We start from the raw sequence: 15,695 nt of genomic DNA, 5'->3' as shown, positions 1-15,695 counted from the left end.
GCGCTGGTGAATGCCGCCAATTTTCAGGGAGATCGGTAATGCCGCTTCCGGGGCAGCGTGCGGTCATCGTGACTGACGGCAATGAGCGCTCAGCGCTGGCCGTTACCCGTTCGCTGGGGCGGCGCGGGATTCCAGTTCATGTCGGCGCCGAAAACAGAAGATCGCTGGCAGGAACATCGCGATATTGCCAGGGTTCGTTTGTCTACCCCTCTCCGTGGCAGTCGCCGGACGGGTATGTGGCTTGTATCATTGAGCAGGCTCGTGTGCACGATGCTGCCGTGCTGTTTCCTATGACGGATTTGGCCGTTGAATTGCTTGGAACACCGGAGGTGCGGGCCCATGCCGGTTTTGCTGTTCCGATCCCTTCGTTGGAACAATACCACGCGCTTTCGAACAAGTATCGGTTGATGCAATGGGCGCAGAGCCATGGCATTCCCATTCCCGAGACGCACTTTGTCGTCGGTGGCGATGTGAGTTCCATCCTTCCAGCTCTTGATCGCTGGCCGGTGGTGGTGAAGCCAGGGAGGTCTCTGGTCAGGGCTTGCGGCACAGTCAAGAAGACGTCCGTTCAATACGCGAGAAATACAGACGAATTGCGCAGGCTCTATGCAGAGCATGCGGAGTTGCGGGAGCCGTCGCTGATCCAATCGCGGGTTATCGGTCATGGAGAGGGTGTCTTCGGTCTCTTCGAACGGGGCCAGGCGCGGGCGCTGTTCGCTCATCGGCGTCTCCGGGAAAAACCTCCGTCCGGCGGCGTGAGCGTATTGCGCGAGAGCATCGCCTTGCCCGAGCCCATGACAAAGTACGCACAGATGATTGCCGAATCTGTCCATTGGCACGGCGTGGCGATGATGGAGTTCAAGGTTGACCGGCAGGGGGTGCCCTACTTGATGGAGGTGAACGGGCGGTTTTGGGGCTCGCTGCAATTAGCCGTCGATTCCGGCATTGATTTCCCGTGGTTGCTCTATCAATTGGCCGTTGCCGGAAGGGTGCCGGAGCCGGAGCCCTATCGAGTCGGCGTGCGGTCACGCTGGTGGCTCGGCGACGTGGATCATCTACTTCTCCGCCTTCGGAAGTCGGAGAGCGAACTTAGTCTCCCGCCTGAGAGTCCGTCGCGTCTGGCAACTATCGCCGGTTTTCTGAATGTCTTTGACCTAAGAACAAAATCCGAGGTGTTACGGTTCGGAGATCCGGGGCCGGGTCTGTATGAAATGAAGGCCTATCTGCTGTCGCTGGCGGCACGTGTCGGCCCCGCTCTCAATCGGCGGACGGCGGCGGTACGTTATGCCACAGCCGATGCGGTGTGGAAGCTCGGTCTTGGATTGGGACTCCATCGCGGGAGAATGGAACGGAGATTGTCCGGCAGGATCCAAACGGTGCTTGTGCTATGCAAGGGGAATGTCTGCCGAAGCCCATTTGCGGAAAAGTATCTTGCACGGCATGCTGACGCGCAGGGTCTGCCCCTTCAAGTCTTATCGGCCGGCCTGGATACTACTGCTCACGAGCCGGCCTATCCATTGGCCATTGTCACATCGTCCCAACATGACCTCGATTTAAGCATGCATCGTACGACGGTCATCTCGAAGGAACTGGTTGAACGCTCCGATCTGATCCTGGTTATGGAGCTGGTGCATAACACGATGCTGTTCAGGAAGTTTCCCGAGGCATCCGAAAAGACCTTTCTCCTCGGCCATTTTTCCTCCCGCCCGGTTACTCAGATTCGAGATCCATATGGCGGGACCAGGGAAGAGTTTGAACGGTGCTATGCCTTGATTGGCCAGGCATGTGACGGTTTCCTCCGCCAGCTTAAGGCGAGCCGAAGACGGTAATCGCCGGTTTCTTGCAGAACCTTCCTAATCCGATAAATTGTCAGAACGGGGGATGCACGCAGTGGTATTCAATAGCTCAGCGTTCTTCCTTTTCTTTCTCGTCCTCTACGGCGCATACCGGGCGCTCGGGGACCGCTATATCATGCAAAACCGGTTGTTGCTGGTTGCCAGTTTCCTATTTTATGGATTCTGGGACTGGCGATTTCCTTGCCTGATGGCGCTGACCACCGTGGTGGATTATGTGGCTACCGGCCGCATGCAGCAGCATCAGGGACAGCGGAGCACGTGGCTTGGCATTAGTCTTCTGAACAATCTCGGTGTGTTGTTTATCCTGAAGTACTTTGAGTTTTTTCAGGCAAATGTCTTGGGTACATTGCATCACTTGGGCGTCGAGGCTTCACCGCTGTTCACCGGGGTTATCCTGCCCGTCGGGATTTCATTTTACACCTTCCAACGGATGACCTTTGTCCTCGATGCGTACCACGGCAAGAGTTTGTCGGGAGTCGGATTGTTCGATTTCGCTTTGTTTGTGTCGTTCTTTCCTCTTCTCTTGTCGGGGCCGATCGAGCGTTCGAGCAATCTCTTGCCGCAATTCATGCGGGCTCGGGTGGTGACATCCCTGCATGTGGAAGAGGGGATCTGGCTTGTGGCCTGGGGCCTCTTCAAGAAGGTGTTTATCGCCGACAATCTGGCAGGGCTCGTCAATCCGGTGTTCGCCGAAGGATGGGACGGAACGGGCGGGGAGGCGCTGATTGCCGTCTATGCCTATGCCTTTCAGATCTATTGTGATTTCTCAGGATATTCGGATGTGGCCAGAGGCATTGCGAAACTGCTGGGATTCGATGTCATGGTGAATTTCAATTTGCCATATTTTGCCGCCAATCCATCCGACTTCTGGCGGCGATGGCATATAGCCCTTTCCACCTGGTTGCGAGACTACGTGTACATTCCGCTGGGGGGGAACCGTCATGGAGCCTGGGCCACGAATCGGAATCTCATGGCAACCATGGTCCTGGTCGGGCTGTGGCATGGTGCCGCGTGGACCTTCATTGTGTGGGGTATGTATCACGGAAGTATCTTGATCGCGCACCGCTTGCTAGTCCCTCCCCGGCGGGAACCAGTGACAAGCCCGTGGTATGTGCATTGGATGAACGTGGTCTTGATGTTTCATGCGACCTGTCTTGGCTGGCTGCTGTTTCGCGCCGAGTCTCTTCAGCAAGCGGGCGGCCTGCTGATGACAATATTGGACAGCGCGAGACCCGACGCGCTCGCGCTCTCGCGTCTTGGAATGCTACTTGGCTATGTATCGATTCTTCTCGCCGTGCAAATGATTCAAGCCTGGCGGCGGGACTTATCGGTGCTGAAGGGGATTTCTCTGCCGTTGAAGGGTGTGGCGTACGGTCTGTTGTTTTACCTGACGGTGCTTCACGGTGGCACCTCCAATTCCTTCATCTATTTTCAGTTTTGATATGAAACAGGTCTTCAATAGGCTGGTCAGGTGGTCGTTGCTGGTGGCGTGTTTTCTAGGGACCATCGAGCTCGCCTGCCGGATTGAGCAATACGTTCTCTACGAGGCGCCCTTATTGGGTATGTACACGTATGATACGGCGCTCTTTACCATGGATGAATATGGCATTAGAGGAAAGCCTAACGGAGACTATGAGAAATGGCGATTGAACTCACTCGGATTTCGTGGGCCTGAACTGGGCATCGAGAAGCAACCCGGCACGCTCAGGATCGTCTGTATCGGTGCCTCTGAGACGTTTGGCTTATATGAAGGCAGGGACAATGAGTGGCCCAGGCAGCTGGAGCGGAAATTGAAAACCCAGGGAATAGAGGTGGAAGTCATCAATGCGGCGATCGCCGGCATGAGTTTGTCCCAGCGGACGATACACCTACAAAAGCGGCTTCTGCAGTTGCGCCCGGATATGGTTGTGATGATGTTGGAATATGGAAGTTATGCAGGACTCACTCCGGAACGATTGCGCGCACAGCGGAGCATGCGGGCCGTCTTGCCTGATCATCAAGGACTAATCGAGCAGATGAAGTCGCTTCGGGCGCCGGTAAAAATCAAGGAAGTCGCTATTCCGATGCTGTCGCCGCTTGTGCAAGCGTGGCTGGCAAAGTGGGAAAAGGCGGCGAAGCTGGAGCTGAGAAAGAAAGATATCGGCGAGCGATTCAGATCCTTTCACCATGTAATGCCATTCGAAGTTGAGGTCTTTAGGCAGGATCTTGATGACCTCTCTCACGTTACGCAATCGGCAGGTAGTCGGCTGGTGTTGTTGTCTCCAGCCATGTGGATGACCGAGGAGAATCTCTCCAGCATGTACTTGAGCTGGCCCTATATCGATGAATCTTGGTGGCGCGAAGCGCGTGTGAGGATGGGAAAGGAGGCGAGCGAGTTTGCCCGCTCGAAACATATTCAATACTTGGATTTAAGCCAAGCCATCAAGGGGCATGAAGCAGGGTGGATGGTGGACATGCTGCATTTTAATGACGATGGTGCGTGGCAGGTGGCGCAATACGTGTCTCATGCTATTGCGAACGAAGAAGCCGGAGATGTGACGCACTGACGGGTCTCCTTTGCAACGGGGAAATGGAACCGTTGGGTTCGAGAGTCTATTGAGAATGGAAGAGTAGAGATTCATGTCGAGCGAAACATTCAGAGCTGACGTTCGACTCGCCACCGGCAGTGCCGCGATGTTCGGACGATCCGTGGGCGAACGCATGACGTTTCTTGACGCCATCAAAGCAACAGGAATTGTGATGGTGGTTGCCGTGCATGTGCTGTCGAGAGTTGAGCTTGCTCCGGCTATGCAGGAGGGTCTCCTGTTTCTCGTGGGGGCCGTCGCGGTGCCGTTGTTTCTGGTTTCGGATGGATTTCTGTTTGCGCATCAGTGGGCGGGAAAGGACAATTTTCTCTATGGGGCTTACATAAGGAAAAACGTCAGAAGACTGCTTCTCCCCTGGGCCGCATTCAGCATGCTGTATATGCTCATGCGATTCGCGATCGAACTAAAAGGACTCGTCCAGGAAACGATTATTCTGGGCAAGAGCCTCAGCGGACTCGCGACAGTGCTCTATTATTCAGAACTGTCCCATCATATGTATTTTCTTCTCTCTCTCTTTCTCGTACGTCTTAGCACTGTGGCTGTGAAACCTATGCTCAGATGCTCGGGCGGAGTGTGGTTCGGACTTACACTCTCATACATCGCGCTCTATGTGTCCAGTAATCCCAAGCGCTGGTTTTTCCCCGGCGCCGATCCGGTGTTGCTGGCCTTGTGGGGAATGCAGTTTTATCTGCTTGGAGTCGTGTTGAGGAAATGGCATGAACAGATAAAGCCGACGGCCGGTTTGATCGGCCTCACTGGGTTGGGGTTGGCCACGCTGGGATGGTTCGTGCTCTCTCCAGCGAGCTCATTTCTTGTGCAGCTGGTCTATCTGGTCGGGATGTACGGGGTGTTGCTCAAAATAGCGGCTGCAACCGGCTGGAAGTTCACAATGGGATACGACACGATGGGTATTTATTTGCTTCACGCTCCCTATGTTGTCTGGATCGTCGTCGCGGTGCTCTCGGGTCTCGCCCCTCCCAACCATCTTGGTTCTGTGGTTGTTGCCTCGATTGTGACGGTCGCTCTTTCCTGGGGGATCACGAAAGTGTTGGGGAAATATTCGTTTGGCCGGTCGCTATTGGGGCAGGTGCCATTGCCGGAGCCTCGTCTGAATCATGGCTCAAAGTTGCGCTGGTAGGGATGTGATATGACTCCCGCGACAATTCTGCATCTCTCGAGTACCAGCGGGCCTGGCGGCGCTGAAATGATCGTGAAACGGCTGGCAGGCGCGCTGGATCCGGAGCGGTTTCGATCGGTCGTGTGTTTGTTCCGAACGGGATGGCTTTCGAAGGCTTGCGAGCAGGTCGGCCTGCCGACGCATGTGATCGAGATCAACGGAGCTTTTGATGTGCGATGGGCCCAAAACTTTTTACACCTGTTACAAGCTGAGCGAGTGGCATTGATCCATGCTCATGAGTTTACGGCGAACACATATGGGACTTTGTTAGGCAGGTTGGCTGGTATTCCTGTCGTAGCGACGATTCATGGAAAGAATTATTACTCCGAGCAAGGCAAGAGGAGGATGGCCTATCGTTTGGTCAGCCGAGCGGCGAGAATGGTCGCGGTTTCTGAAGATCTCAAACAGTTCGTGGTCGAGCGGGTCGGCATTCCTTCCCACCGGATCAAGGTCATCTATAACGGGGTTGAAACCCCTCAGCGCTCCAATGAGCTGCACATTCAATTGGTGAAGAAAGATCTCGATCTGACGAAATGGGATCATCTGATCGGTTCGGTCGGATCGCTCTATCCCGTGAAAGGACAGATTCACCTGATTCGAGCCATGCCGGCCATCCTGCGAGTCTATCCCCGGACAGGACTCGTACTCGTTGGACAGGGCGATTTCGCAGAGGAGTTAAAAGAGGAAGCTGTCAGGATTCGAGTCGAAGAGCATGTCCAGTTGTTGGGATTCCGTAGCGACATTCCAGTGTTATTGAATCTAATGGACGTATTCGTATTGCCTTCCCTGTCCGAAGGGCTGTCGATGGCTCTTCTTGAGGCGATGGCGGCTGAATGCCCCGTGGTAGCGACGCGCGTGGGTGGCAATGTGGAACTTGTCGAAGAGGGGGTGACGGGATATCTTATCCCATCGGAGAATCCGCAGCTCCTGGCCGAGCGAGTGATTGATCTCTTGCGAAACAAGGAAGAGGCAAGGCGATTCGGACGTCGCGGAAGAGAACGGGTCCGAGACGAATTCTCATTGGCGGGGATGGCCGATGCCTATCAGGAATGTTATTGCGATGCCATTGCCGGGCGCTGAACCATGAAATTCCCACACGACAAAACATTCGCGTTTACGATTCTTGATGATACGGATGATGCCACGTTGGAAAACGTGAAGCCTGTCTACGAGTGTTTACAGGCGGCGGGCCTTCGCACCACCAAGACCGTGTGGCCGATGGACTGTCCGGAGGGAAGTCGGCTATTTTTTGCGGCCGATACATTACAGCGTAAAGAGTATCTCAGCTTTGTCCATGATTTAGCTCGGGCTGGATTTGAGATCGCCTTTCATGGGGCAACCATGGAATCCAGCAAGCGCGCCAGGACCATCCAGGGGCTGGAGCTGATCAAGGCGGAATTCGGGCAATACCCCAGGCTTTTTTGCAACCATGGGTATAATAGAGACAATCTCTACTGGGGGCGCAGCCGATTTCAGACGAGGATTTTTCGTGCCCTCGTCGAATTGCTCTTGAAAGAACGGCGGGCTCATTACGCAGGCGCTGTGCCGGGCTCGGATTTCTTTTGGGGAGATTTTTCTCAAGCTCATATCCGCTATGTGCGGAATTTTACGTTCTCTTGTCTCAATATGCTGGATGTAAATCCGGAGATGCCGTATCGTCATTCGAATACGCCCTATGTCAATCAGTGGTTTTCCACGGCCGACGCGCCGGATGCGTCTGCCTTTGTCCGGCTTCTGACCGATGAGCGGCTTGAGGCATTGGAGCGGGCAGGCGGCATAGGCATCGTGTCCACTCATTTGGGAAAAGGATTTTCAAAGAATGGTGTGCTTGACCCACAGGTCGCGCGCATCATTGAGCGGCTGGGAAATCGGCCCGGCTGGTATGTGCCAACGTCCGAACTGTTGGACTACTTGGTGGATACCCAAGGTAGAGGGCAAGTGCTGGGATTGTGGCAGATGTTGAAACTAGAGGCTCGTTACTTGCTCGGTAAAATAGTTTCAGTTTGACGGGAAGGAATCGTGGTCGGGCAGCCAAGCGGGATTGACTTATATGACGGAAGATCGTTCTACGGATGATAGCGGACTGAAAACATTCCTAACCGCCCTCTTCCCAGATCACACTGATGGAAGCTTGCTGCCCTCAACCTTGCTCTTGGAGCAAGCGCTGGAGCGGTTGATCATCTCTTCCCCGCAACAAGCTCAGGAGTTGATGAGGCAGCACGATGAACAGGTATCGAAACTGGACGGCAAGGGGCGATTGGCCGATATTCTTGGCCGTAGGCTAGTTGAAAAAAAGCTGCTCAAGGAAGCGACGGGATTTGTTCGAATGGCGTTCAAGCTGAAGTGGCTTGGCGAGGGAGGGGTGGGCGTTCGTCTTGCAAAAGTGTTGATGCAAGAGGGCAACCACAGTGATGCGACAGCGGTACTCTGTGCGGCACTCGAACAGGATCCGGCGAATGTCGCGGTCGTGAGGGGACTTTACGACTCCGCCGCTCGAAGCGGCGACCTTCAGCAAGCAGAACGGTACCGTGGCATGCTCGTCACACTCGATACTTCCTACAGTATGCGTGCCTATGTCTTCAAAGAACGGCAGAAATATCCGCCACCGGCGCAGGGACGTGATGTGAGCATTGGTGTTCTCAGTTCATATGTACTGGATTGGCTGATTCCTTATTTGGATGATGAGTGTCGAAGGGTTGGTTTGTCCCCGAAATTTCATCTCGCTCCGTTTAACCAATACATGCAGGAAGTTTTGAACCCTGGAAGTCAACTGTATGCAGGGAGGCCGGATATCGTATTTCTGGCTCTTGCCTTAGAGGATATGTTTCCCCTACTGGGGGCGGGGCCGAAGGAAGAGGAGCTAAGCCAGGTCAGATCCACGATCGTCGAACACGTGCTGACTGTGATTCGCGAATTAGAAGCTCGATGCAATGCCATGATCGTCGTGCATGAGTTTTCATCTGCGCATCGCAGCGGCTACGGCATTCTTGATAATAGACTCGCTGGAGGGATCGCTCCCTGGATCGCGGGGGTGAACCGTCTTCTTGCCGAGGAATTGAGCACTCACGAACGGGCGTATCTATTGCCGTTGGATTTCGTCCTTTCTTGGGTGGGGAAAGAGCGCAGCCTCAATCCGAAATTGTCATATATGGCGAGCATGCGGCTTAGTGAGACGGCATTGCACGAGTTGGCCAAATTTTCCATGCGGTACATCAAACCATTGAAGGGGCTGACGAAAAAGTGTGTCGTGCTAGATCTCGATGGCACGTTATGGGGCGGTATCGTGGGAGAGGTGGGGGCTGAAGGTGTAGGGCTTGGACCGGCGGCCCCGGGGATTGAATACGTGGAATTCCAACGGGCGCTGCTCGGGCTCTTGCGCCGGGGAATTCTGCTGGCCGTTTGCTCCAAGAACAATCCGGACGATGCGCTTCAGGTGATCCGCCACCATCCGCACATGGTGTTGCGGGAGGAGCATTTCGCCGCGATGCGGATCAATTGGCAGAATAAGGCGGAGAATATTCGAGAAATTGCCAAAGAGCTGAACATCGGCCTGGATTCGCTCGTCTTCATCGATGATAATCCGAATGAACGGGAATTGGTTCGACAACTGCTTCCGGAAGTGCACACCGTCGATCTACCGAAGGATGCCTCTCTCTATCGCCGGACAATCGAGGAGTTGTCGGATTTTGAACTGTTAGCACTGACGAAAGAAGATGAGACGCGAGTGGCTCAGTATCAGGCTCAGTCAAAACGGAAGGCAGCCAAGAGTACATCTGCCTCGCTGGATGAGTACCTGCATTCTCTTGAAATAGAAGTTGTGATCGCCCAGGCATCTCGGGAGGTGTCATCCCGGCTGGTGCAGTTATTTAATAAGACGAATCAGTTCAATCTGACCACACGGCGTTATCAAGCCGAAGACGTTGGAAGGTTCATGGCATCGGCTGAGACGATTCTCTATGACCTCCACGTCAAAGACCGCTTTGGGGATCACGGACTTGTGGGCGCTGCGGTGGTATGGAAGGGACCAGATGTCTGGCATATCGATAGCCTCCTCATGAGCTGTCGGGTCATGGGGCTCGGTATTGAGACCGCCTTCCTGGAACGGATTTGCTCGGACGCAGCGGGGGCCGGCGTCATGAGGCTGGTGGGGGAGTTTCGCGCGACGAAAAAAAATCATCCCGTCACGGAGTTTTACGCTCAGCACGGGTTCGGTCTTCTGAAGGAAGACGGGGAGCATCAGGAGTGGGAACTGAATCTCTCTCAGGCTGGGATTGCAAGACCTGCGTGGATCAGAGTGGCTGAAGAAAGGAAGTCTGATGACCATTGAAGCGATTGTCGGAAAAGTATTTAATCTTGATCCGTGGAATGTGACCGACTCGTCCTCCAAAGACACTCTTGCGGAGTGGGACTCGATGGGACATTTGTCGCTGATCACGAGTCTGGAGGAACATTATAAAGTCTCTCTCTCCATCGCCGATGCCATGGAAATGACGAGTGTCGGAAAGATCAAGGCGATCTTGAAGGGCTACGGCATTTCCTCCTGATGCGGGCCGATCTCGGCCAGAACACAAAAACTCTTACAATGGAAAGCAAAGAGATTGCCGGGGTATGCCTGTATGGTGAGCACCTGGCCCGTGCCTTTCATGAATTTTGTCGCGTCATATGGCCTGGTTCATCCCGAGAAATCGACTCAGGGCAGACCACACCTGCTTCACAAGCGGATACAGGCCCAGCTTCCCCACCGGATGCGCCGACGTTTGTGTTTCTCAAAGATGAGAAGATCGTCGGGCATGTAACGACTATTCCCGTGCGGTTGTCGATTTCTTCCGGGGTGAAGGCCGCACACTGGATCGTCGGTTTTATGGTCCTTCCTGAGTATCGGAGCGGGTTGGTAGGGCCGCTTTTGATTAAGGAAGTCAATCGCGCGTTGGATTGCGCGATGTCGCTGCACGTCGAACCTCCCGTCCTTCGAATCTTGACAGGTCTCAAGTGGGTGCATAAGGGCGTGCTCCCGCAGTATCTCCGTGTGATGAATGCCAGAGGCGTCCTGGAAAATATTCAGCCGTCCACGGTAGAAGCGGTATCTGCAGGGGGCGAGAGCTCATTTTTACGGCCTTATTTAAAGAGCAGATTTGTTCGCTTGGTAGGGAGTGCCGGATTGGCACTCGGGCAGCGATTATGGTTGGGAATGAATTGCCTGGCCAGGCCGAAACCGATCCAGGCCGATCTTCAATGGGAAGAGGCTTTCGATGATAGCTATACCCATCTCTGGCAATCCGTGGCCGGGCAGCTGGGCGCGGCTCTGGTTCGAGATCGCGCCGCACTGGAATCTAGGTATGGGAGGAAGATCGAGGGATACCGGCTACTGACGTGCCGCCGCGATGAAAAACTGCTCGGTTACTGTATCGTAAAGTTCAAGCAGTTTTTGAATGATCGACGGATGGGAGATATGAAGTTCGGCACCATCGTGGATTGTCTCTATGACCCTCGGGAGTCCTCTGTTCTGCATGGACTCGTTGCCTATGTCGCCCAGTGGGCGAGGCAAGAGGGAGTCGATGCTCTACTCTGCACGGCATCTCTCAAGTCGCTTGGACAGGGGCTGCTAAGAAACGGGTTTTTAAGAATCCATGGGAATCTCCACTTCGCATACCACAGTCGATCTCCATTGGAGCTTGAAAAGATCTCGCTCGATGACTGGCACCTCATGCGTGGTGACTCTGATGCTGACCAGAACTTTTAGAAATCATTGGAAGGTATCTGGCTTTGACGGACGGACAAGAGGCAGGTGTCAGCGTTGAAACCTATTCGGGTCTGTCATCTGGCCTCTGGAGATCTCTGGGCTGGGGCCGAGGTGCAAATTGCCACGCTACTTCGGGCACTCAAGGCTGATCAGAGGTTTGATCTGTCGGCGATTGTGCTGAACAAGGGGAGACTAGCGGAAGAGCTTGCGGCTGCTGGTATCTCGGTAATGGTCTATGATGAGTCTGCGGGCGCATGGTCAACCCTGCGTTCCCTGGTCTCTCATCTGCGCCGTCACCGTCCGGACATTGTGCATTCCCATCGATACAAAGAGCATATTTTAGGTGCCTTTGCCGCAAAACTATCGCACAATTCACTAGTGGTCCAAACTTACCATGGATTGGATGAGCATCTTCACGGCTGGGCTGCGGTGAAGATGAGAGCCTACACCACACTGAATACGATTGTAGGAAAAGTCGCGGGGCACGGATTCGTAGGCGTGTCGGAAGAAATCTCCGCGATACTTCGGTGTCGGTATACGACAGGAAAGGTCAGCTGTATCAGAAACGGCGTCGACTTAACACGTGTGAAAACGACAAGCAGCGGCGCCCATCTGCGTAAGCAGTTAGGTATTTCGTCCAGCGAGTTTGTGATTGGATCGGTGGGGCGCCTGACCCCGGTCAAGGGGCTTGAATACTTAATACGGGCCGTATCGAAGAATAAAGGACCTCGGGAGAGGAAGTTATTGATTGTCGGCGATGGTCCGTTAAGGCCTGCGTTGGAAGGGCTTGCGAGGGAAGTTGGTGTTGCGGGACGCGTACTGTTCTTGGGCGCCAGAAATGATGTGTACGACCTGATGGGGGTGTTTGATGTCTTGGCATTGCCGTCTCTCCACGAAGGTGTTCCGATGGTTTTACTGGAGGCGATGGCGATGGCCGTGCCGATCATTGCGAGCCGTGTCGGAGGGATTCCGGAGATCTTGGACGACGAGCAAGGAGCCCTACTGGTGCAGGCCAGGGATGTCGACGTACTCGCGGATGCTATTGAGACGATGGCGAATGATGAGGTGTTGCGCAATCGGCTGCGAAAGGCTGCGCGGGCGCGAGTCGAGTCACGCTTTTCCATTGAGCGGACGGCAGCCCTGACAGGCGATTTATATTGTGAGCTGATGGGTAACTCGAGAGTGCCTGCGTGATTGTTTGCCACATTTGGGATGCAGATTATCCTTGGGATGTCCGGGTCGAAAAAGTATGCGACTCGCTTGCGAAGAAGCACGTCGTCCATCTCGTTTGTCGGAATTCAAAGCGACGTCAAAGTTATGAGCAAACGAAACATCTTCATATTCATCGCCTCCCGGCGCTGTCTTCAAGTTGGGGAAGGCTGAATAACCTCATCGGTTTTCCGGCTTTTTGCAATCCCCTTTGGATCTATCATATCTGGCGAACAGTTCGAAAAGTAAAAGCGGACGTGATCATCGTCCGGGATCTACCGTTGGCATTGACGGCGATCGGAAGCGGCCGCCTCCTGGGCATTCCTGTGGTCGTCGACATGGCTGAGAACTATCCCGCTATGATTCAAGATCTATGGGATCGAGGTGGGTTCTCAATTCTTAATCTGGTGGTGAGAAATCCGCATATCATTCGTCTGGTCGAATACCTCAGTCTTCGGTGGTGTGACCATATTATCGTGGTGGTTGAGGAATCCCGCGATCGCCTTCTGAGCGCCGGCGTTCCCGCAGAAAAAATCTCACTCGTCATCAATACCCCGACGTCTGCGCGATGGGAAGAAGCGCCGAGTTCGCATGATGGTGTGGTGATAAGAGATTCAAACAGTTTGGTGCTTGTTTATTTGGGGTTATTGGAATGGCCACGTGGGATCGAAACGGCTATTCGCGCTATGCCGATTATCCGCGAGCGGATTCCTGGCGCGCGGCTTCTCATCGTAGGCACGGGACGGCACGAGAATGATTTTAAGCGGCTTGCGGCCGAATTGCATTTACTGGAACACGTGACATTCCTAGGCTGGCTCGACTATGTTTCTGCCATTCGTGTCATTCTGGAATCGGACATTGGTTTGGTCCCCCACCATGCTACTGAGAGTTGGAACACGACCGTTCCCAATAAATTATTTGATTATATGTCGATGGGCAAACCTGTGATCGTATCGAATGCAAAGCCGACAGAACGCATCGTCGAGGAAGAGCGATGCGGACTGGTATTTCCGGACAGAGACTTCGACCAGTTCGCACGTGCCGTTCTTACGTTGGAGCAGGCAAGTACGAGGGAAGAAATGGGGAGGAATGGGAAGGCTGCGATCGCCGAGAAGTATAATTGGGCGGTCGATGAGCTGCGGTTATTCCAGGCGCTTGACCAAGTCGCTAAAGGAAGGGAACGATAATCGTATGTGCGGCATTGTCGGCATGCTCGATATGAAGGGCCGCACCGTGGATCCATCGTGGATTGATGCCATGAATGACTCAATCATCCATCGTGGTCCCGACGACAGCGGAACCTATGTCCGAGGAAACATGGGACTTGGGATGCGGCGCCTTTCCATTATTGATGTGGCCGGCGGTCATCAACCGGTCTACAACGAAGACAAGAGCGTCTGTGTTGTTTTTAATGGAGAAATCTATAATCATCTCGAACTGCGGCGAGATCTTGAACGGGCCGGACATCGATTTTACACGAACAGCGACTCGGAAACGCTGGCTCATCTCTATGAGCAGTACGGGGTGGATGGTGTCGCAAAGCTTCGCGGCATGTTTGCTTACGCGCTTTGGGATGAAAGGGCTGAGCAGCTTCTGTTGGCCAGAGATCGTGTAGGCATCAAGCCGCTGTATTACACCTTCATCGACGGCCGGTTGGCATTTGCTTCTGAGCTGAAAGCGCTGATTCGGCTTCCTTGGCTACAGCAGACAATTAATCCTGCCGCGATCGAGCGGTATTTGGCTTTTCTCTATGTCCCCGGGCCTGAGACTATCTATCAAGATGTGCTTGAACTGCCTCCGGCTCACGTACTCGTACAGAAGGGTGGACGAACGTCGATTCACCGCTATTGGACGTTGAGGTACCACTCCCGCACTGACGTCCGGATTGGTGAATGGACGGAGCGCGTGCTTCATCAGTTTCGTGACAGCGTAAAAAGTCACTTGATTAGCGAAGTGCCATTAGGCGCATTTCTATCCGGCGGGATTGATTCGAGCGCGATCGTCGCGGCGATGGCCTTGGAGTCGCCGAAGCCTGTGGCGACGTTTTCGATCGGACACGAGGGAAAAGGAGCCTTTCAGGACGAGCGGCAATACGCTCGAATAGTCGCCGATCGCTATCGGACAGACCATCATGAGTTTGTTGTATCCGCAGATATTCTAGGTATTCTTCCAACGCTGGTTGCATGCTTCGATCAGCCATTTGCGGACTCCTCTGCGATTCCTAACTACTACATTACCAAGCTGACGAGGCAGCATGTGACTGTGGCCTTATCGGGGTTAGGAGGAGATGAGATAGGGGGAGGATATGAGCGCTACTTGGGCATGCAGTGGGCAGAGTACTTTCGAAAGCTTCCGAGTCTTGCACGAGGGTTATTCGGGGAATATTGGGTGCATCGATTGCCGGACTCTCCAACCGGTCATCCGGGCATGAGCCGTATTAAACGATTTCTTTCTTCTGCGGCAAATCCAAAGGTCGAGCGCTATGCCGCCTTCATTATGGCGCATTCCATTTCTGAACGGGCACGGATTCTCTCGCCTGACTTTCATGCCGGTGCCAAGCCGGAGTCCTCGAATGAGATGGTCGGAGCCATATTTCATTCTCCTGACGCCGATAGTTTACTGCACTATCTGTTGCTTTGTGACATGCAACTGTATCTTCCTGGTGATTTGTTGATGCTGACGGATCGAGTAAGTATGCTCCATTCATTGGAAGTGCGGGTGCCGTTTCTCGATCATCCGTTCATTGAATTGATGGCGCAAATTCCAGCGCGGCACAAGCTCACCCTATGGTCAAAAAAAGCGCTGTTTAAGCGGGCGTTTCGGGGCCTATTGCCGTCCAGCATCCTTGACCGTAAGAAGCTTGGATTTTCGGTTCCGATGGCGTTGTGGTTGCGTACTGATTTGAAGTCACTTCTCTGTGACGTCCTTTCGAAGGATGCGCTTAAAACTGTTGGGTATCTCGAACATGTCGAGATTGAAAAATTGATTTCCGAGCATCTTTCCGGGACTGCCAATCATGAGAGTAAATTATGGGCCTTGATCAATTTGATTCTTTGGGAACAACAGCGTCGGAAAATCTAATCCATAGCTTTGCGATCGAAGATCGCCGGTTAAGATTCATGCACCCT

12 protein-coding genes are annotated in these 15,695 nt (G+C 53.8%); all 12 read left to right on the top strand.

All coding sequences use genetic code 11. The features are described from left to right. Positions 1 to 38 precede the first annotated feature (38 nt). The 12 genes from COMA2_RS01230 (at position 39) to asnB (ending at position 15,648) form a co-directional block, all read left to right on the top strand. Positions 39 to 1,829, top strand: a complete 1,791-nt coding sequence (locus tag COMA2_RS01230; RefSeq protein WP_090893911.1) for an arsenate reductase/protein-tyrosine-phosphatase family protein — start codon at positions 39 to 41, stop codon at positions 1,827 to 1,829. 61 nt (positions 1,830 to 1,890) lie between these two features. Continuing rightward, positions 1,891 to 3,297 carry an MBOAT family O-acyltransferase gene (locus tag COMA2_RS01225; protein WP_175304318.1) on the top strand — a complete coding sequence of 469 codons (1,407 nt, stop codon included), beginning with the start codon at positions 1,891 to 1,893 and terminating at the stop codon, positions 3,295 to 3,297. A gap of 1 nt (position 3,298) precedes the next feature. Next, complete coding sequence (locus tag COMA2_RS01220; protein ID WP_090893909.1) at positions 3,299 to 4,402, top strand: SGNH/GDSL hydrolase family protein; 1,104 nt, start codon at positions 3,299 to 3,301, stop codon at positions 4,400 to 4,402. A gap of 73 nt (positions 4,403 to 4,475) precedes the next feature. Then, entirely contained in the window at positions 4,476 to 5,579 is a 1,104-nt protein-coding gene (locus tag COMA2_RS01215; RefSeq protein WP_090893908.1) for an acyltransferase family protein, read from the top strand. A gap of 9 nt (positions 5,580 to 5,588) precedes the next feature. Further along, the gene (locus COMA2_RS01210) at positions 5,589 to 6,698 is read left to right on the top strand and encodes a glycosyltransferase family 4 protein (protein ID WP_090893907.1); all 1,110 of its coding nucleotides are present in this window, start codon (positions 5,589 to 5,591) and stop codon (positions 6,696 to 6,698) included. A 3-nt stretch (positions 6,699 to 6,701) separates the two neighbouring features. Continuing rightward, a complete protein-coding gene (locus COMA2_RS01205) occupies positions 6,702 to 7,625 on the top strand; it encodes a polysaccharide deacetylase family protein (protein ID WP_090893906.1) in 924 nt (307 codons plus the stop codon). A 124-nt stretch (positions 7,626 to 7,749) separates the two neighbouring features. Further along, positions 7,750 to 9,945, top strand: a complete 2,196-nt coding sequence (locus COMA2_RS01200; RefSeq protein ID WP_175304317.1) for an HAD-IIIC family phosphatase — start codon at positions 7,750 to 7,752, stop codon at positions 9,943 to 9,945. Next, positions 9,935 to 10,162 (top strand): acyl carrier protein, encoded by a 228-nt coding sequence (locus COMA2_RS01195; RefSeq protein ID WP_090893904.1) that lies wholly within the window; start codon positions 9,935 to 9,937, stop codon positions 10,160 to 10,162. The genes COMA2_RS01200 and COMA2_RS01195 overlap by 11 nt, the downstream gene beginning before the upstream one ends. Positions 10,163 to 10,200: 38 nt before the next feature. Continuing rightward, positions 10,201 to 11,358 (top strand): GNAT family protein, encoded by a 1,158-nt coding sequence (locus COMA2_RS01190; protein WP_139076949.1) that lies wholly within the window; start codon positions 10,201 to 10,203, stop codon positions 11,356 to 11,358. A 54-nt stretch (positions 11,359 to 11,412) separates the two neighbouring features. Further along, positions 11,413 to 12,552: a glycosyltransferase gene (locus COMA2_RS01185; protein ID WP_175304316.1), complete on the top strand. Its 1,140-nt coding sequence runs from the start codon at positions 11,413 to 11,415 to the stop codon at positions 12,550 to 12,552. Then, complete coding sequence (locus COMA2_RS01180) at positions 12,549 to 13,754, top strand: glycosyltransferase family 4 protein (RefSeq protein WP_090893901.1); 1,206 nt, start codon at positions 12,549 to 12,551, stop codon at positions 13,752 to 13,754. Before COMA2_RS01185 ends, COMA2_RS01180 begins: the two co-directional genes overlap by 4 nt. Continuing rightward, positions 13,657 to 15,648: an asparagine synthase (glutamine-hydrolyzing) gene (gene asnB, locus COMA2_RS01175; protein WP_090893900.1), complete on the top strand. Its 1,992-nt coding sequence runs from the start codon at positions 13,657 to 13,659 to the stop codon at positions 15,646 to 15,648. The genes COMA2_RS01180 and asnB overlap by 98 nt, the downstream gene beginning before the upstream one ends. Positions 15,649 to 15,695 lie beyond the last annotated feature (47 nt).

It is taken from the genome of Candidatus Nitrospira nitrificans, assembly GCF_001458775.1.
Lineage (GTDB): Bacteria > Nitrospirota > Nitrospiria > Nitrospirales > Nitrospiraceae > Nitrospira_D > Nitrospira_D nitrificans.
Note: the sequence above shows the minus strand (reverse complement) of the source record. Positions and strands in the feature narration are given on the sequence as shown.